Below are 17,520 nucleotides of genomic sequence, written 5' to 3'. Positions count from 1 at the left end.
TCTAACCACACAAAGACAATTAAGGATATGCAAGACATGACTTTTTTGCATTTATTGTGCAATTAATCACAGAAAAGTGTTTATTTTTTATGTTTTCAGCGCTCAGTCAAAAAGGTTGATCATTTTGTGGATTTTTTAATCAGTTTTATTTTACAACCAAAACGCTCAAAACAAGATGTAATATGAAATAGAAAATATCCCAAGATAAGGGTTTATATCCGTACCGATTCAGACAAACTCAGCAACAAAACAGGACAAGCGTTTGATATTACCCCGGGCATGGTCGCAACAGTCGATATTAAAACGGGTGAAAAAACGGTGTTGGATTATCTGATCAAACCATTCAACAAAGCCAAAGAAGCCTTGCGTGAGCGCTAAACAGAAATTCGCTTATACCTGAATTTAATGAATCATCTCATCCCTGATTCTTGCCTTCTCCCAAAACCCAATTGGGTTCAAATGAAGGCGAGAATGAGGGCGATAATATCCTATGCCCTCTACAGTTTTATTTTTCACAGATTTTGCATTTCATCTTAATGGCCTAAACAATCTACAGCAACGCAGTAAATCCTTATTTTCGCCTCTTTTCAAGCCTGATGACACTGTGTATAACCATAAGTCACGCAATGAAAATGATAAGCATAGGCAAAACAGGTAAAAAACCGTTAGACTATGCATCTCTCTCATTCAATGTCGTTTCAGACAAATAAGAAGGTGAAGGTTGATGCCGCTCAATACTGTCGAAGAGCTTGTAGCAGATATCCGTGCAGGAAAAATGGTCATCCTCATGGATGATGAAGATCGTGAAAATGAAGGTGATTTAGTCATTGCCGCAACCCACGTTCGCCCTGAAGATATCAACTTCATGATCACACACGCGCGTGGTCTTGTTTGCTTAACCTTAAGTCGTGACCGTTGCCAGCAATTAAACCTACCGTTAATGGTTGATGCCAATGGTGCACAACACGGTACGAACTTTACTTTGTCGATTGAAGCTGCTGAAGGCATTACCACGGGTATTTCTGCCGCAGAACGTGCGCATACCATTCAAACCGCTGTCGCTGCACATGCCAAGCCTGCCGATATTGTTCAGCCTGGGCATATTTTCCCACTCATGGCACAGCCAGGTGGTGTATTGCACCGTGCAGGACATACCGAAGCAGGTTGTGATCTTGCCCGTTTGGCAGGTTTAGAGCCTGCATCGGTAATTTGTGAAATCATCAATGAAGACGGCACGATGGCGCGTCGTCCAGATTTAGAAATTTTTGCTGAAAAGCACGGGTTAAAAATTGGTACTATTGCCGATTTAATCCACTATCGCATGACCAATGAACAAACTGTAGAGCGTTTGGATCAGCAAAGCATCGACACCGAATATGGTACTTTTGACTTATATCGCTACCGTGAACTGGGGAACCCAGACATTCACTTGGCATTGGTCAAAGGCGAGCCGAAAGAAGGCGTTACCACAGTACGTGTGCATGGTTTTAATCCAACCCGTGATTTGCTGAAGCTGAAAAAAGCAGATGGTTCGGCAACTTGGAATTTAGACCGTGCTTTAAAAGAAATTGCCAACAGTGAACGTGGTGTTTTGGTCTGGATTGGTCAAGCTCAATTGCAAGACTTGGGCCCTGCCCTAGACAGCCTTAAATCCCCGAAACAAGGCAAAGCCAATGCTGCATTGTCACAGCAATACCAAACCATTGGCGTGGGTGCACAAATTTTACGTGATTTAGGCGTTGAAAAAATGAAGCTACTCAGCTCACCATTACGTTTCAATGCTTTATCAGGCTTTAACTTAGAAGTGGTGGAATATATCACCGCAGATCCAACATCAGAGAAATAATCGAGGTTGCTATGGCAATTCGCCGTATTGAAGGTTTATTACATCTCGCTAGCGAAGGCCGTTATGCGATTTTAGTCGGTCGTTTTAATAGTTTTGTGGTTGAGCATTTGCTTGATGGCGCAATTGACACATTGAAACGTCATGGCGTATCAGAGGATAATATCACCGTTGTTCATGCACCAGGCGCTTGGGAACTTCCTGTTGTGGCTAAAAAATTAGCTGCATCGAATGGTTATGATGCCATTATTGCACTCGGCGCAGTGATTCGCGGTAGCACTCCACACTTTGACTTTGTTGCAGGCGAATGTGCCAAAGGCTTAGGTGTGGTTGGTTTAGATACTGGCTTACCTGTGATTAACGGTGTATTGACTACGGATAGTATTGAACAAGCAATTGAACGCTCTGGAACAAAAGCAGGTAATAAAGGAAGTGAAGCTGCCTTAACTGCAATTGAAATGGTTAACTTGTTAAAGGCTATTTAACGCTATGTCGCAAACACTTCAAGCAACTTATGCAGCAAAACGTAAAGCACGTCGTTTTGCTGTGCAAGGTATTTATGAATGGCAGATGAGCCACAATCCAGTACATGAAATTGAAGCACGTACCCGTGTGGAAAATGCCATGCACAAAGTGGATCTCGGCTATTATCATGAATTGTTGACTCAAGTGGTTGCCAATCATGAAGCATTGGATGCATTACTGGTGCCTGTTCTTGATCGTGACATTCAAGCCCTCGATGGTGTTGAACTCGCCACCTTACGTTTAGGTGCTTATGAGTTAGAACAACATCTGGAAATTCCATACCGTGTGGTATTGGATGAAGCGATTGAATTGGCAAAACACTTTGGTGGTGCAGACAGCCACAAATACATCAATGGTGTATTAGACCGTCTTGCCAACAGCTTACGTGCAGCAGAAAAGCAACAAAGCAACTAATTCAAAGTATTGAGTCGATTGTTGTATGGCTGAGTTTTCCATTATTGAGACCTATTTCAACAGACCGCGTCCCGATGCAGTCGATTTAGGTGTCGGTGATGACTCAGCTCTGCTCACCCCTCCGCCGCAACAACAATTGGTCATTTGTGCCGACACTTTAGTCGCTGGACGACATTTCCCCCTCGATACCAACCCACATGCGATTGGTTGGAAATCGGTTGCGGTCAATTTATCTGACATTGCCGCCATGGGTGCCACCCCACACAGTATATTATTGGCATTGAGCCTACCCCAAATTGATCACGACTGGCTCAAAGGGTTTAGTCAGGGTTTACATGATTGTTGCGATCAATTTGGGGTAAGTTTAATTGGTGGAGATACCACACAAAGCCCGCATCTCACCATTTCCGTTACCGCCTTAGGCTGGATTGAACAAGGACATGCCATTCCACGTTCAGGCGCGCAAGTCGGTGATTATATTTGCGTCAGCGGACAAGTCGGTGATGCCGCTTTTGGTTTAGATCATCTCGATCATCCTTTAAAACAACGTCTCGACTACCCAACACCACGTTGTCAACTTGGACAACAACTCAAAGGTCTGGCTTCAAGCATGATTGATGTTTCAGATGGCTTGGCACAAGATTTAGGGCATATTCTCAAAGCCTCTCAGGTCGGTGCTTGTATTGAACTCAGCCAACTGCCTATAGATGCTGCATTAACCGAATTACCACAACAAAAGCAGTGGCAATATGCCTTGGCAGGTGGCGATGACTATGAGTTATGCTTTACAATAAGCCCACAAAATTATCAGCAGCTTTTGCAAAAACCGCTGAATACCCCTATTCATATTATTGGCAAAATTAACAATCAAAACCGCTTAAGCTTTGAACAGAATGGCGTAGATCGTTCACTTCATTTTCATGGATACCAACACTTTGCAAAAACCCGCGATTAATTTCAAAGCCATGTCTTGGACTGACCGACTGATTGTATGCTGTGGTGTTGGCTTCGGTTCAGGTCTACTACCCAAAGCTCCTGGTACCTTTGGTTCGGCCTTTGCCCTACTGTTCATTCCCATTTGGTTCGCGCTTGGTTTCATTCCAAGCCTTTTTGCCATTGCCATCATGTCCCTCGTTGGCATATATATCTGTGGACGTACTGCACAGGTTATGGGCGTACATGATGATGGGCGCATTGTCTGGGATGAGTTTGCAGGACAATCCATCACCTTCCTCCCCCTGATTTTTGTTGATCAAATCAACTGGGGTTGGGTGATTGCAGGTTTTGCCCTGTTCCGACTATTTGATGTGTGGAAACCATGGCCAATCCGCGTGATTGACCGTAAAGTCGAGGGTGGTTTTGGCATCATGCTGGACGATATTATTGCTGGCCTTTGGGCCGCGTTGTGTATTTATATTTATTTATCATTTATTTTGGTTTAGCCATCACTAGGATTCAATATGTCTACCACCGTGATTATTCTTGCAGCAGGTAAAGGTACGCGCATGCGTTCAAATTTACCCAAAGTATTACAACCCCTTGCAGGACGCCCACTATTGGGTCACGTGATTGATACCGCAAAAAAATTACAAGCCGATCATATTATTACCATTTACGGTCATGGCGGTGCTTTGGTTCAAAATGCGTTTGCGCATGAACAGGTACAGTGGGTCGAACAAGCGGAACAGCTCGGCACAGGTCACGCAGTCAAAGTGACTTTACCTGTTTTACCACGTGAAGGTGTATCGCTGATTTTATCGGGAGATGTGCCCTGTATTACAGAGCAAACCCTACAAAAGCTGCTCAATGTTTCACGTGAAACCCAAATTGGCTTGGTGACACTTACCCTTGCTGATGCCACTGGTTATGGTCGTATTGTACGTGAAGACGGTAAAATTCAAGCGATTGTTGAACATAAAGATGCGTCTGAAGCACAACGTCAAATTCAAGAAATTAACACGGGTATTTACTGCGTCAGCAATACCAAATTACATGAATGGCTACCAAAACTAAGTAATAACAATGCGCAGGGGGAATATTACCTAACCGATATTGTGGCGATGGCAATTGCCGATGGTTTAGAAGTTGCATCGGTAGAACCCGAACTGGCTTTTGAAGTAGAAGGCGTGAATGACCGTGTGCAATTGGCTGCCTTAGAACGTGAGTTCCAGAACTTCCAAGCCAAGCAACTCATGCAACAAGGTGTGCATTTAATTGACCCAACCCGCTTTGATTTACGTGGTAATCTCACTGCAGGTAAAGACGTTCGCATTGATATTAACGTAATTATTGAAGGCGATTGCGAACTGGGTGATGGCGTAGAAATTGGTGCAGGTTGTATCCTCAAAAACACCAAAATTGCTGCGGGCACTAAAGTTCAGCCGTATAGCGTATTTGACCAAGCGGTTGTAGGTGAAGCTGCGCAAATTGGTCCATTCTCACGTTTACGTCCGGGTGCGGTATTGGCCAATGAAGTGCATATTGGCAACTTTGTTGAAGTGAAAAACAGTCAAATTGGTTTAGGCTCCAAAGCCAACCACTTTACCTACTTAGGTGATGCCGAAGTGGGTGCAGGCAGCAATATTGGTGCAGGTACGATTACTTGCAATTATGATGGTGCCAATAAATTTAAAACCATTATTGGTGACCAAGTCTTTATTGGTTCAAATAGTTCATTGGTTGCACCTGTCACCATTGCCAATGGTGCAACGGTAGGCGCAGGCTCGACCATTACCCGTGATGTTGCAGAACAGTGTTTAGCTGTGGAACGTTCTAAACAGTTCACTAAAGAAAATTATCAACGTCCACAGAAATTGAAAAAATAAGAGGAAGTTCCTATGTGCGGTATTGTCGGTGGCGTTGCAGAACGTAGTATTACCAATATCCTCATTGAAGGTTTAAAGCGTTTAGAATATCGCGGTTATGATTCCGCAGGTTTGGCATTGATTAGTCAAGGTCAGGTCTTGCGTGAGCGTCGTGTCGGTAAAGTCGCAAATCTTGAGCAAGCAGTACTAGATTCTCAAGTCACAGGTTCACTCGGTATTGCCCATACACGTTGGGCAACACATGGCAAACCGACAGAAAACAATGCACATCCGCATATTTCTGGCAATGTTGCTGTCGTACACAACGGTATTATCGAAAATTATCAAGAACTGAAAGATGAGCTAGAAGCTTTAGGCTATATGTTCAGCTCTCAAACGGATACTGAAGTGGTTGCGCACTTGGTCAACCATGCTCTTAAAACTGCACCGAATTTATTGGTTGCGGTACAGCAAGTCGTGCCTCAACTGAAAGGTGCTTATGCTCTGGGAATTATCCATACCGATTATCCAGATGAATTGATCACGGTACGTGAAGGTTCTCCTTTGGTGATTGGTGTCGGTATTGGCGAAAACTTTATCAGTTCAGACCAATTGGCGTTATTGCCGATCACCAACCGTTTTATGTATTTGGAAGAAGGTGATATCGCCCGCTTAACTCGCGACAGCATTGAAGTTTTTGTAAACGGTCAAACGGTTGAACGCCCTGTAAAAGAGTTGGATGCAACTGTAAGCAATGCATCGAAGGGTGAATATAAACACTACATGCTCAAAGAAATTTATGAGCAGCCTGAAGCAATTCAACAAACCATTTCACAAGCATTGAATGGCAACGCTTTACGTGAAGATTTCCTGAAAGATGCCGAGCTTGATTTTGCCAAGATTCAACAGGTACAGATTATTGCCTGCGGTACCAGCTACCATGCAGGGATGATTGCAAAATACTGGTTTGAACAGCTAATTAACTTGCCATGTCATGTGGAAATTGCCAGCGAATACCGTTATCGCACCCCAGTCATTGTGAATAACACATTGTATGTGTGCATTTCACAATCTGGTGAAACTGCAGATACTTTAGCTGCTTTACGTGATACGCAAAAACGTGCTGCTGCAAAAGGCTTAAATATTAGCACCATGACCATTTGTAACGTGGCAACTTCATCTATGGTGCGTGAAACCAATCATAGTTTGTTGACACTCGCAGGCCCTGAAATTGGTGTGGCATCGACCAAAGCCTTTACGACACAATTGGCAGCATTAATGCTATTGGTGCTCAAAATTGGTCAGGTGAAAAATGCAATTGCAGCGACAGAAACAGCTGAAATTATTGCAGGCTTATGGCACACACCAAAAGTGATTTTAGATACTTTGCAAAATGATACGGCAATTTTACGTTTGTCTGAATTGTTTGTAGAGAAAAATCACTGCTTGTTCTTGGGTCGTGGCACACAATTCCCAATCGCCTTGGAAGGTGCTTTGAAACTGAAAGAAATTTCATATATTCACGCAGAAGGTTATGCTGCGGGTGAATTAAAGCACGGCCCATTGGCATTGGTCGATAATGACATGCCTGTGGTGATTTTAGCACCGCAAGATGACATGCTGGATAAACTGAAATCCAATATGGAAGAAGTACAGGCACGTGGTGGTGAGCTGTTTGTATTTGCAGATGAACACAGCGGCATTCCTGCAGATAAAGAACGCCAGCATGTGGTTTATGTACCACAGGTCAGCGCGTTGCTTGCGCCAATTGTGTATAGTATTCCTGTGCAGTTGTTGTCTTACCATGTGGCGGTTTTACGTGGTACAGATGTCGACCAGCCTAGAAACTTGGCAAAAAGCGTAACAGTGGAATAATATTGATTAAATTCAATGATTTAAATTTAATAAAATTATTTTGAATCACCTAAAAAAATCCGCAGTCGGCTTCATTTTTAGAAATTTAGTACTGCGGATTTTTTATGTCTGATACTTTTATTTTTCGCATAACTACAGTGCATAGCAAGCGATATTGAAACTTTTGCAGACAATGAAAACTTTTATAAAAACAAATAACCTAAGTCATTTAACCACACTATTTTCTAAAAATGTTGTTTATTTATTCAGTCAGTACAATGACATGCAAAAAATGATTGACCCTATTTTTGCATCATGTATTATACACCGCATGCGGGAATAGCTCAGTTGGTAGAGCACAACCTTGCCAAGGTTGGGGTCGCGAGTTCGAGTCTCGTTTCCCGCTCCAGAATTTCAAAAGCCTCAGTCGAAAGATTGAGGCTTTTTTTGTTGATTTTATTCAATATTTTTCTTCATAAGAGATCTTTATTCTTAAAAAAGTAAGTTTACAAAAGTGCTATATCAAAATTGGTGACCAAATGGTGACCAAATGGTGCCTTCAATAAATCAAAAAGATAAGAACCCCTTTCTAAAACTGCCTAAAAAATTATTCCACCGAAAATCTCTATGTCATTAGACTTCTATTATTTTCAATTCAATATTTTTCAAGATCAATTAGGATCGTGACCAAATTTGATCACACAATAAAACTCTCACAATTACAGATCATTTTAAGTTTTTAAAATTCAGCCCTACTTAACTCAATATCTACTACTTGTCTCACAATCAAAAAATACTCTAAAAAATAAGGTGACCAAATTTGGTCACCTTAATTTCATAAATATTTCATCGTCTTAAGATTCTTCAGCTTGTAATTTCAGAAGATCTCCTACCTCTACATTTAATAATAAACAGAGCTTCTCAATAGTTTCAAAATCAATACGAGTCGATTGACCATTATAAAGTTTATGCAGAGTGGTTTTACTCATCCCTGTTTCACGCGCAACATCCGCAACCTTCATTCTGCGTTCTGCTAATAAAACTGGTAAATTGCAAACTATCATTAACTACCACCATTGTGTAATAAAGTACTTGCATGATGTATTAAATGCTTATAGTATTGCATTGTAATCTTAAATAACATCATTGTGATACTTTTTAAAAGGATATACATATGAACTTCACGTATCTTACTACAAAAGAACTTTCGGAACGAATTCATTACAACGAGCGTACTATCCGAAATCAACTCAAAGATAGCGTCTTAATTGAAGGCGTTCATTACATTCGCCCATTTGGTGGGCGCAAAATTCTTTATGTTTGGGAACGCATTGAGGAAGATATGACAAAAACCTCGTTCGGCTCTCTTCATAGCCTACAACTACAATAGGAGCTCAATCACATGGCCTCAATCCGTACAAGATACGGCAAGCTTACAATTGATTTTCGGTACTTAAATAAGCGTTGCCGTGAAACAACTGCAATGGAAGATACACCTACCAATCGTAAAAAACTTGAAAAAGCGATTGAACGTATGGAAGCTGAAATGCTCTTAGGTGTATTTGATTATGCAAAATATTTTCCCAAAAGTGCTCGACTGGCAGAAATTAAAGCTGCTGAAAACCAAATCAATGCAGTGAGTTCTAAAGCACCTGTTTTTTCTAAGTACTGTGAAATATGGGTTGCTGATAAAGAAATAGAATGGCGTAACAGCTATGCAGAAAAAATTAGAATTGTTATTCGAAAATATTTAACTCCATATTTCGGAACAATTCCTGTTATTAACATCAAAAAGTCAGACATCCTTGGATTCCGTTCATCCCTCGCCAAAGTGACATACGGAAATAACCAAGAATGCCTTTCACCATCACGAATCAACCAGATTATGACAGTACTTCGTATGATACTAGATAGCGCATCCGAACGATATGATTTTGATAGCCCTTACAAAAACATAAAAAGTTTGAAAGAAGGTCGGATTGAAGTCACGCCTTTCTCTCTTGAAGAAGTTCAGCGAATTATTACATCTGTTCGTGACGACTTTAAACCTTATTACACCATCCGCTTTTTTACGGGTATGCGCACCAGTGAAATCGATGGCCTTCAATGGAAAAATATCGACTTGCAACGTCGTGAGATCCATATCCGTGAAGCGTTAGTGAATGGTGTTCTTGGTGGAACCAAAACGTATGGTTCTGACCGCACGATCCAGATGAATGACCGGGTGTACCAAGCCTTTCTGCAACAGAAAAGCCTCAACAACGGAAAATCGAACTTCGTCTTCTGCAACCGTGATGGTGGTCCTCTAGACTACCGTTTAGTTAATAAACGTGTATGGCACCCTATCCTGCGCTTTTTAGGATTAACGCCTCGTCGTGCTTATCAGACACGTCATACAGCAGCAACGCTCTGGCTGGCGGCAGGTGAAAATCCAGAATGGGTCGCTCGCCAATTGGGGCATTCAACCACTGAAATGTTATTCCGGGTCTATAGCCGCTACATTCCGAATGTTACCCGTCGCGATGGCAGTGCTTTTGAAGCCATGCTGGAGAGACTCACTGCAGAGGAGCTTGCACATGAATAGTAAAGCTTTCTTTGGTGGTGTGGTGGTCAGTCCTGAAGCAGATTTGGTCGCTCGTGAACTCATTCATGAGTTTCACATTCCCAAACTGCACAATCTGGCCTTTTTGCTGGAAATCAATAAATGCTTCGATGACCACCAAGCATTGAGACTTTGGCTACAGCGAATGCTGGATGAAGGGCAAGCTCATTACGATGACTTGGCTCAACAGGCCCGTCTCCGCTTAATGAGTCTCGCTCACTCATAAAACAAACATATAAGGTCATCTAATTGATGACCTCAGCCCCTTTATACCTATAAAAAGGTGAACACATGCATAAAGATATTTCAATTTGGATGCCACTCTATATTGGCGACTTACAGGCAAAATTTGCACGAATGACAGCAGAACAAATTGGTGCTGCACTGCTATTAATGATGGATTTCTGGAAAAATGGTGCCATTCCTCATGACCTAGCTACTGTATGTAGCATCACAAAATTATCGCAACATACCAAGGCTAAAACTTTGTTGAATACGCTAATGGCCCTGGAATTATTTGAAGTCGAATCTGAGCAGATTCATTCAAATTTTTTAACCAGTTTAAAAAGCCAGGCATTGCAAAATCAGCAAATGAAATCTGATAAAGCTAAAAATGCAGCTCAAGCACGTTGGGGGAAATCCGCAAGTAATGCTCAAGCATCAGCCAAGCAACGAAAAGTAAATGCTCAAGCAGCTCCTGAGAAGAACCCGAGTATTACTCAAGTCATGCTTGAACCATGCCCTTCATCTTCATCTTCATCTTCATCTTCATCTTCATCTTCATCTTCATCTTCATCTTCATCTTCATCTTCAAATTTTGAAGAAAAAAATGAGGATTTTTTAGAAAATTCCAAATGGATTTAGGAGAGTGATCATGAATACCATGCTTAAAACGCTCCAGTTTCGCACAGAAACAACGGAAACACTTTGCCCTACCCATCATATACCCCTGATGGAAATTGCAGGTCACAGGCTCTGTAAATTGTGTGCCAAAGAAACTGTTCATCACTCACATGCAGCCTATGAGAATGAACTGCAACAGCGATTGCTACAACAGAAAATTAAAAATTCAGGGCTCAATAAACGCTACCTGGATCGTGGCTTCAAGAATTATGTAGCTGCATGCCCTGCACAAGAAAATACCATCAAGCTATGTCAGGCCTTTGCACAGCAAATTATTTCTAACCACAACCCGAACATGTTGATGATTGGTACACCGGGTACAGGTAAAACCCATCTGAGTGCATCAATTATTCGCAACATTCTGCATAACAGTACAAAATCTGCACGCTACTATACCAGCGCAGAAATTGCTCAAAAAATGATGGATACTTGGTCAGATACTTCACGCTCTGAGAAAGAAGTCATCGACCATTTTTCCAGTTTTGATTTATTGGTGATTGATGAATATGGCCTGCATGACCGGCATGAAAAACGCCTGGAGATGGTGCATAAAGTCTTATATAGCCGTTATGACAACATGAAATCTACTCTGCTGATTTCCAATTTCACAGTCCAAAATATGCAGCGAGATTTAGGTGTCCGATTATGGTCACGATTACATGAAAACAATTTGATTGTAGTACCGTGTTATTGGGATGATAGACGCATCACCGGATAAAAGAAGTCTTTACTACTGCCAATTATCTTATTGATATAATTGGCATTTTTTATAATTAATTTCTAAAAATCTCAACTTTATTCTCTAAAATATAGACAGAAAAATTCTAGAAAAAGAGAGGAAATCCTATCATTTTATGTTGAAAATCATGAAGTTCATTAATGAATTACCTGTATCAAAATAATTACTACCGAATAGCGTACTTATTAAAAATAAAACAAAAGCGATTCAACGACATAATTTGACGTATATAGTTATTATTTTTTGAAAACTTCTACTTCAAGATGTATCATCAAAATATAATCGTAAATTTAAGTTAAGTAGAACGTGGTTTATTTAGACTTTGCTGCTTCGACCCCTTTACTCCCTTCTGTTGAAACCGAATTATTTCGTTCTTTTCAAGAAGATTACTCAAATCCATCCTCAGCACATCAGTATGGTCGCATCACAGCAGAAAAAATTGAATATGCTCGAGAAGTAGTTGCTAATTCAATAGGCGCTTACAAAAGTGAAATTATTTTTACAAGTGGAGCATCTGAATCAAACAATCTAGCGATTAAAGGATATGTTTTAGCTAATAAAAATAAAGGGAAACACATCATAACATCTTCTATTGAGCATAAATGTATCTTAGCTATCTGCAATTTTTTAGCTAAAGAACATGATTATGAAATCACCTATATTGCACCAGAAGCCAATGGGATTATCAAAGCTCAAAATGTTATAGATGCAATGAGGCAAGATACTGCTCTTGTCAGCATAATGCATGTGAATAATGAGTTAGGGTCTATTCAACCTATAAAAGAAATTGGCAATGCATGTGTAGAAAGAGATATTAGACTTCATGTTGATGCTGCCCAGTCCTATAAAAAGTTACCCATAGACGTAGATGAACTGAATATAGATTTTCTTTCACTCTCAGCACATAAGATTTATGGCCCTAAAGGGATAGGTGCTCTTTATATCAGAGATTTACGAGAAACAAGGATACAACCTGTAATTCATGGAGCTGGGCAAGAATTTGGATTGCGTGGAGGCACATTAGCGACTCCTCTAATTCTAGGTTTCAGTGCCGCAATAGAAGATAAGACTATTGAAAATAGTTTTAATCAAATTCAGAAAATAAATGAATTTATTAGGACTGAAACAAACAACATGAAAGGATTAATCAACTCCCCAGAAATAGATTATATCCCTCACATCATAAACATAAGATTTCCAGATTTTGATGCTAATCAATTCATCACAAATTCTCAAATATTATGTTCCCAAGGTTCTGCATGTTCATCTTTAAATATTGAACCTTCTTATGTTTTAACCTCTATAGGCTTAAATTATATAGAAAGCATGAATAGCTTAAGATTAAGTATCGGGTTTGATACCGATTTCGTAAAAGTAAAAGTATTTTTTAATGAGTTGAATAAATTTTTAAATCGATTGTAATCTAAAACAAACTTTCTAAGTATTAGGAATATACGCATTCTCGAATATGAACACATTAAAATCATTAAACCTACTTTCAGTCTATCGCACAGAGAACAATAATCTCTATAGTGAATTCTATCGGCCTATTTTATCCTGTGCGGTGAAATATGATCGTGCCGTTGGTTTTTTTTCATCATCCATTCTAACTAGTAGCTTAAAAGGAATTAGCAGAATTGTACAAAGTAATGGATATATAAGGCTAATTATCGGCCACCCATTAGAGCGCGATGAATATGAGATTATAAAGAATTCATCTTCTCAAAAAAAACAAGATTTAATTTCAAAATATATAGATGATTTACTAGATATGATGAAATCTGAAGAATCAAATAATCAACGGCTATTAATTTTAGGCTATCTTATCAGTATACTCTTTTGATAAAAAAAGCATAACTAAAAGCCATGCCTTGGGAATTCGTATAACGTGTATTATGTTAATTTTAGAAAATCTGTTTTAGTTTGTACCTTTTCAAAATTATGTAAAAAGCAAATAAAACACTTATCCAGAACAAATAATCAAAAATAAAATATAAGAAGATAAATTGATCTATTCCTATAATAATATTTAAAGGATCTAGCGCTATACTCCCACCTGGAGATACTTCACCATCTACTAAAAACTGTAAGGGAAATCCTCCTCCAATGACTTTAACTTTTCCAAGCTTGTCTACAACTATACGATCCACTAATGTATATTTCTGATAAAACAAAGATAAATAAGTAAAAATAAAAGATAAGCAATTGAAGTATAAAAATTTTTTCATAATTTCCTCTCATATATCTACTAATTTTAACAATTTTTAATCAGAGCCTTTTGGAATAATTTGCTTTAATTTCTCTATTACTCTCTCAAAAAATTCCTTTAATATGAAAAGATTAGAATTTATTTTATTAAGTTTACTTGCAGCCTGCAGTCCAGTTACAGAAAAAATTGAATCAAATATAGTTGTTCCACGTATTCAATATACGGGGGGAGCAGATAATGCAAGTTATAGTGAGGCTAAGCTTATTAGGGAAGGTAAATGCCTATACCTAGAACATGCTGATGGCTCTAAAGTTCTGCCAATTTTTGCTACAAAAACTCTAGATTGGGATACGGAAACTAAGAGCCTAAAAGTAGATTCGGATACTTATTTTTTAGGTGATAAAGCAGCATATGGAGGCGGAGAATCCTATCCTCTAGAAAAAAATAATTATTCTTGGATAACTGAAGTAGATCATAGCTGTGATACCTCAAAAGTTATAGTTATTAATCGACTCATAAGACCAATTGAAGAACTACCAAAATGAAGAATAGCCTATTTTACTGTCTTACATTAGTTCTACTTATAGGATGCCAGCCATTTGAAAAGGATGGATATATTTTTATTAAAAATCAGACTGATTATCCAATTACAGACCTTAAAGTAACTTATATTAGTGCTCAAAAAACTTATAGCTTAGGTACTCTTTATCCTTATTCAGAATATAAATACGCCATCAATTACGAGCGGCACAATGAGGATTCAATAATCTTTTCATATTTAGATAAAAATCATAAAAAGATTAATCAAGAAGTAGCTACGTATGCAGCCAAATATGATAGGAAAAGTTATGAAATAGTTATTCAATAGAATATAAATTACAATTACTAATTGAACGAAAAAACTTCAATTTGAAATTTCAAAAACTTGATTTTCCCACTAAACAACTATCCATTTAACATAGTGGTTGTTATACGAACTATCTTTGTAATGCATATTGCATTACAATATTCTCATGCATTCAATAAATGGGAAAATGATGGCTACTGTTAATTTCAGGGTCGATGAAGCCCTTAAAGAAAAGTCTTATTCCATCCTAAAAGAACAAGGAATTGCACCTACTGAGTTCTTTACTAATATTCTTGAATATATTGCTACGACTGGAAAGCTTCCAGTACAAAAAGCTTTACTCTCAGAGGAAGATGCTGATTTATTAGCTCTTGTTCGCAAACGTGTTAATGATCCTAAAGAGATGTTCGAGGAAGTCACATTAGATGACTTATAAGCTTTTACGTCATAAGGACTTCACTGCAGAATGGGAAAAGCTTCCTAGTGCTATACGAGATCAATTCAAGAAAAAATTAGCTAAGGTAATAGAGCAACCACATATTCCAAAGAATATGCTTAAAGGTGATCTTGCAGGCTGCTATAAAATAAAATTATTAAAAGCTGGTGTCCGACTTGTTTACCAGGTCAAAGATGATCAGGTAGTTATTTTGCTAATTACCGTTGGAAAACGAGCTGATAGCATTGTTTATGATGAAGCAAAAAAGCGGATAAAAGACTAAAAATGGGAGCTGCATGCCCCCATTTTTGGCTTCGTATAACGTGTATTATGTTAATTTTAGGGAAACTTAATTCTATAGGTGATACCAATGGACAAAAAGATAGAAGAGAAAACTAAAGATATTAATGAAAAAATTCAAAAATTGGATTTAGCTATCCAAGAACTAATAGAAACTACAGACAATTTTTTTATTAATGATAAGTACTATGGAATTGAATGTGCTTTTATTTTAGACCATGCACTAAATATTAAAATGCACTTTTTCAACAAGTATCCAGCATTTGCACCACCTCACTTACGAGGAGTAGAAAATTATGATCGAATTATACATATTAGAGAAAATAATCCTGAAGATAAGCTAGAACAAATTTCTCCTCTTAAAGACTAAATTTTCTAATCGCGTACTTAGAAGCCCCTATTATTTAACATAATGGCTGTTATGCGAAACGAGAGTGTAACTCCAAAATAGAAATGTCCGGTTTCTCCAAAGTAAAAATGTCCGCTTTTAGAATATGCACTTTTGCAATTTTCTTAGCGGACGGTTTGATATGTTGGTGTCTATGTCGGATAAAGAACTTAAACGATTGTCGGTCTTGCAAGAAATCTGTGATCAACGCATAACCCAGTCCCAAGCTGCTCAGCTACTTCATATTTCAGAACGTCAGATCAGACGTTTATTGCAAAAATACAAAGCTCAAGGCCCAGCTGCATTAGCACATGCTGCACGTGGCCAAATCAGCAATTCCAGGCTTCCTGAAGAGCTCAGACTCAAGTGCCTCAATATTGTTTCGGATCAACTGCATGGTTTCGGACCCACTTTAGCGCATGAAAAGCTCACCACTGTTCATGGATTCGATATTTCAGTGGAAACACTGCGTTCCTGGATGATTGCAGCCGATCTGTGGATTCCTCGCGCCAAGCGCCTGAAACGCCCGTATCAGCCTCGTTATAACCGAGATTGTTATGGTGAACTGATTCAAATCGATGGCTCACACCATGACTGGTTTGAAGGACGCGCTGCTAAGTGCTGTCTGCTGGTATTTATCGATGATGCCACAGGAAAATTACAGCATTTACGTTTCTGTGAGTCGGAATCAGCATTTGACTATATGATTTCAACACGTTTGTATGTTGAGCAGCATGGTAAGCCGTTGGCGTTTTACAGTGATAAACATTCAGTCTTCAGGGTGAATCAAAGCAGCAAGAAAGACACCAAGATTACCCAGTTTGGACGCGTACTCAGTACCCTCAATATCGATATCATCTTCGCCAATTCACCACAAGCCAAAGGCCGTGTAGAACGGGCGAATAGAACGCTTCAGGACCGTCTGATTAAAGAAATGCGCCTGGAAGGCATCTGTTCGATTGAGCAAGCGAATGCCTGGCTGCCCTGCTTTATCGAGCAATTTAATCGTAAATTTGCCAATATGGCCTTTAATCCCAAGGATCTACACCGGACTGTCGCTGAAACAGCCGAAGAATTAGATGATGTTTTTACCTGGCGTGAACCCCGCAGAGTCACGAACAGCCTGACGATTACTTATGATAAATGCGTATATTTACTGGAAAATACCGAAGAAAATAAAAGGTTGATCGGCAAGTATCTTGAGTTTCTGGAATACCCGGATGGCACGGTAGCCATTGAACATCAAGGAAGAAAAATCAATTACAGCATCTTCGATAAATTAAGTCAGCTCAACCAGCGAGAGGTTGTTGAGAATAAACGTTTAGGTGCTGTTCTCAATCATATTCAACAACAGCACGAAGAATTAGAACAGCAAAACAAACGCAATCGTTCTCAAAAGATGCCGAGCAGACGTGCACAGAAAACAGTAATCAAAGAACGAAATCTGAATCCTGTGCTTGACTTGGAAGTGTCTGTATAGGACATTTCTATTTGGTTATTAGGTAGGACATTTCTACTTAGGAATAACAGAACGTAAGCGTCCGCTGAACCCCATGCCTATTTTTTAATTCGGTTCAGGTTTCCAGCGGTGTGGTAGCAATTCTTCAATCTGAGTCACTTTATGTGTCGGCAACCTTTTCAGCACATCACTTAAAT

21 protein-coding genes, 1 tRNA gene and 1 pseudogene are annotated in these 17,520 nt (G+C 39.3%); 21 read left to right on the top strand and 2 right to left on the bottom strand.

Features of this window, described 5'->3' with window-relative positions:
* Positions 1–207: 207 nt before the first annotated feature.
* From FTU35_RS10850 to FTU35_RS10810, 9 genes and pseudogenes are all read left to right on the top strand, one after another.
* Positions 208–378, top strand: a pseudogene (locus tag FTU35_RS10850) (secretion protein HlyD); the annotation flags it as partial.
* 346 nt (positions 379–724) lie between these two features.
* Entirely contained in the window at positions 725–1,846 is a 1,122-nt protein-coding gene (ribBA, locus tag FTU35_RS10845) for a bifunctional 3,4-dihydroxy-2-butanone-4-phosphate synthase/GTP cyclohydrolase II (protein ID WP_096902634.1), read from the top strand.
* An 11-nt stretch (positions 1,847–1,857) separates the two neighbouring features.
* Positions 1,858–2,328, top strand: coding sequence for a 6,7-dimethyl-8-ribityllumazine synthase (ribE, locus tag FTU35_RS10840; RefSeq protein WP_004974350.1), 471 nt, complete (start codon positions 1,858–1,860; stop codon positions 2,326–2,328).
* Between the two features lie 4 nt (positions 2,329–2,332).
* A complete protein-coding gene (nusB, locus tag FTU35_RS10835; RefSeq protein WP_004974349.1) occupies positions 2,333–2,782 on the top strand; it encodes a transcription antitermination factor NusB in 450 nt (149 codons plus the stop codon).
* A 25-nt stretch (positions 2,783–2,807) separates the two neighbouring features.
* Positions 2,808–3,737, top strand: a complete 930-nt coding sequence (gene thiL / locus FTU35_RS10830) for a thiamine-phosphate kinase (RefSeq protein ID WP_004974348.1) — start codon at positions 2,808–2,810, stop codon at positions 3,735–3,737.
* Positions 3,703–4,224, top strand: coding sequence for a phosphatidylglycerophosphatase A (locus tag FTU35_RS10825; RefSeq protein WP_180064725.1), 522 nt, complete (start codon positions 3,703–3,705; stop codon positions 4,222–4,224). The genes thiL and FTU35_RS10825 overlap by 35 nt, the downstream gene beginning before the upstream one ends.
* Before the next feature lie 18 nt (positions 4,225–4,242).
* Positions 4,243–5,607 carry a bifunctional UDP-N-acetylglucosamine diphosphorylase/glucosamine-1-phosphate N-acetyltransferase GlmU gene (glmU, locus tag FTU35_RS10820; RefSeq protein WP_180064724.1) on the top strand — a complete coding sequence of 455 codons (1,365 nt, stop codon included), beginning with the start codon at positions 4,243–4,245 and terminating at the stop codon, positions 5,605–5,607.
* 12 nt (positions 5,608–5,619) lie between these two features.
* Positions 5,620–7,461 carry a glutamine--fructose-6-phosphate transaminase (isomerizing) gene (gene glmS / locus FTU35_RS10815; RefSeq protein ID WP_179989014.1) on the top strand — a complete coding sequence of 614 codons (1,842 nt, stop codon included), beginning with the start codon at positions 5,620–5,622 and terminating at the stop codon, positions 7,459–7,461.
* Positions 7,462–7,773: 312 nt separating this feature from the next.
* Positions 7,774–7,849: transfer RNA gene (locus tag FTU35_RS10810), tRNA-Gly, on the top strand.
* A gap of 445 nt (positions 7,850–8,294) precedes the next feature.
* On the opposite strand, the gene FTU35_RS10805 is transcribed toward FTU35_RS10810, so the two are convergent.
* Positions 8,295–8,504 (bottom strand): helix-turn-helix transcriptional regulator, encoded by a 210-nt coding sequence (locus FTU35_RS10805; RefSeq protein WP_084792783.1) that lies wholly within the window; start codon positions 8,502–8,504, stop codon positions 8,295–8,297.
* 110 nt (positions 8,505–8,614) lie between these two features.
* On the opposite strand from FTU35_RS10805, the gene FTU35_RS10800 reads away from it, so the two are divergent.
* From FTU35_RS10800 to FTU35_RS10770, 7 genes are all read left to right on the top strand, one after another.
* The gene (locus FTU35_RS10800; protein WP_019837125.1) at positions 8,615–8,830 is read left to right on the top strand and encodes a hypothetical protein; all 216 of its coding nucleotides are present in this window, start codon (positions 8,615–8,617) and stop codon (positions 8,828–8,830) included.
* A 12-nt stretch (positions 8,831–8,842) separates the two neighbouring features.
* Entirely contained in the window at positions 8,843–10,024 is a 1,182-nt protein-coding gene (locus tag FTU35_RS10795; RefSeq protein ID WP_154320227.1) for a site-specific integrase, read from the top strand.
* Complete coding sequence (locus FTU35_RS10790; RefSeq protein ID WP_005092513.1) at positions 10,017–10,268, top strand: hypothetical protein; 252 nt, start codon at positions 10,017–10,019, stop codon at positions 10,266–10,268. The genes FTU35_RS10795 and FTU35_RS10790 overlap by 8 nt, the downstream gene beginning before the upstream one ends.
* A gap of 65 nt (positions 10,269–10,333) precedes the next feature.
* The gene (locus FTU35_RS10785; RefSeq protein ID WP_160255773.1) at positions 10,334–10,906 is read left to right on the top strand and encodes a DUF1376 domain-containing protein; all 573 of its coding nucleotides are present in this window, start codon (positions 10,334–10,336) and stop codon (positions 10,904–10,906) included.
* A gap of 10 nt (positions 10,907–10,916) precedes the next feature.
* Positions 10,917–11,663 (top strand): ATP-binding protein, encoded by a 747-nt coding sequence (locus FTU35_RS10780; RefSeq protein ID WP_154320226.1) that lies wholly within the window; start codon positions 10,917–10,919, stop codon positions 11,661–11,663.
* 327 nt (positions 11,664–11,990) lie between these two features.
* The gene (locus FTU35_RS10775; RefSeq protein WP_154320225.1) at positions 11,991–13,106 is read left to right on the top strand and encodes a cysteine desulfurase family protein; all 1,116 of its coding nucleotides are present in this window, start codon (positions 11,991–11,993) and stop codon (positions 13,104–13,106) included.
* Between the two features lie 46 nt (positions 13,107–13,152).
* Positions 13,153–13,527, top strand: a complete 375-nt coding sequence (locus FTU35_RS10770; RefSeq protein ID WP_180064723.1) for a hypothetical protein — start codon at positions 13,153–13,155, stop codon at positions 13,525–13,527.
* A gap of 61 nt (positions 13,528–13,588) precedes the next feature.
* On the opposite strand, the gene FTU35_RS10765 is transcribed toward FTU35_RS10770, so the two are convergent.
* A complete protein-coding gene (locus FTU35_RS10765) occupies positions 13,589–13,912 on the bottom strand; it encodes a hypothetical protein (RefSeq protein WP_004676058.1) in 324 nt (107 codons plus the stop codon).
* 103 nt (positions 13,913–14,015) lie between these two features.
* On the opposite strand from FTU35_RS10765, the gene FTU35_RS10760 reads away from it, so the two are divergent.
* From FTU35_RS10760 to FTU35_RS10740, 5 genes are all read left to right on the top strand, one after another.
* Complete coding sequence (locus FTU35_RS10760) at positions 14,016–14,438, top strand: hypothetical protein (RefSeq protein ID WP_004676061.1); 423 nt, start codon at positions 14,016–14,018, stop codon at positions 14,436–14,438.
* Between the two features lie 492 nt (positions 14,439–14,930).
* On the top strand, positions 14,931–15,176 hold the full coding sequence (locus tag FTU35_RS10755) for a type II toxin-antitoxin system RelB/DinJ family antitoxin (RefSeq protein ID WP_070154357.1): 246 nt from the start codon (positions 14,931–14,933) through the stop codon (positions 15,174–15,176).
* Complete coding sequence (locus tag FTU35_RS10750; RefSeq protein ID WP_004733298.1) at positions 15,166–15,459, top strand: type II toxin-antitoxin system RelE/ParE family toxin; 294 nt, start codon at positions 15,166–15,168, stop codon at positions 15,457–15,459. Before FTU35_RS10755 ends, FTU35_RS10750 begins: the two co-directional genes overlap by 11 nt.
* A gap of 87 nt (positions 15,460–15,546) precedes the next feature.
* Positions 15,547–15,846: a hypothetical protein gene (locus FTU35_RS10745; RefSeq protein WP_000358348.1), complete on the top strand. Its 300-nt coding sequence runs from the start codon at positions 15,547–15,549 to the stop codon at positions 15,844–15,846.
* A gap of 172 nt (positions 15,847–16,018) precedes the next feature.
* Positions 16,019–17,344: an ISNCY family transposase gene (locus tag FTU35_RS10740; protein WP_154320213.1), complete on the top strand. Its 1,326-nt coding sequence runs from the start codon at positions 16,019–16,021 to the stop codon at positions 17,342–17,344.
* Positions 17,345–17,520: the final 176 nt, after the last annotated feature.

It is taken from the genome of Acinetobacter sp. YH12095 (genome assembly GCF_013419245.1).
In the GTDB taxonomy this organism is placed as follows: domain Bacteria; phylum Pseudomonadota; class Gammaproteobacteria; order Pseudomonadales; family Moraxellaceae; genus Acinetobacter; species Acinetobacter towneri.
The sequence above is the reverse complement of the archived record's forward strand: the minus strand, read 5'-3'. Positions and strand labels throughout refer to the sequence as shown.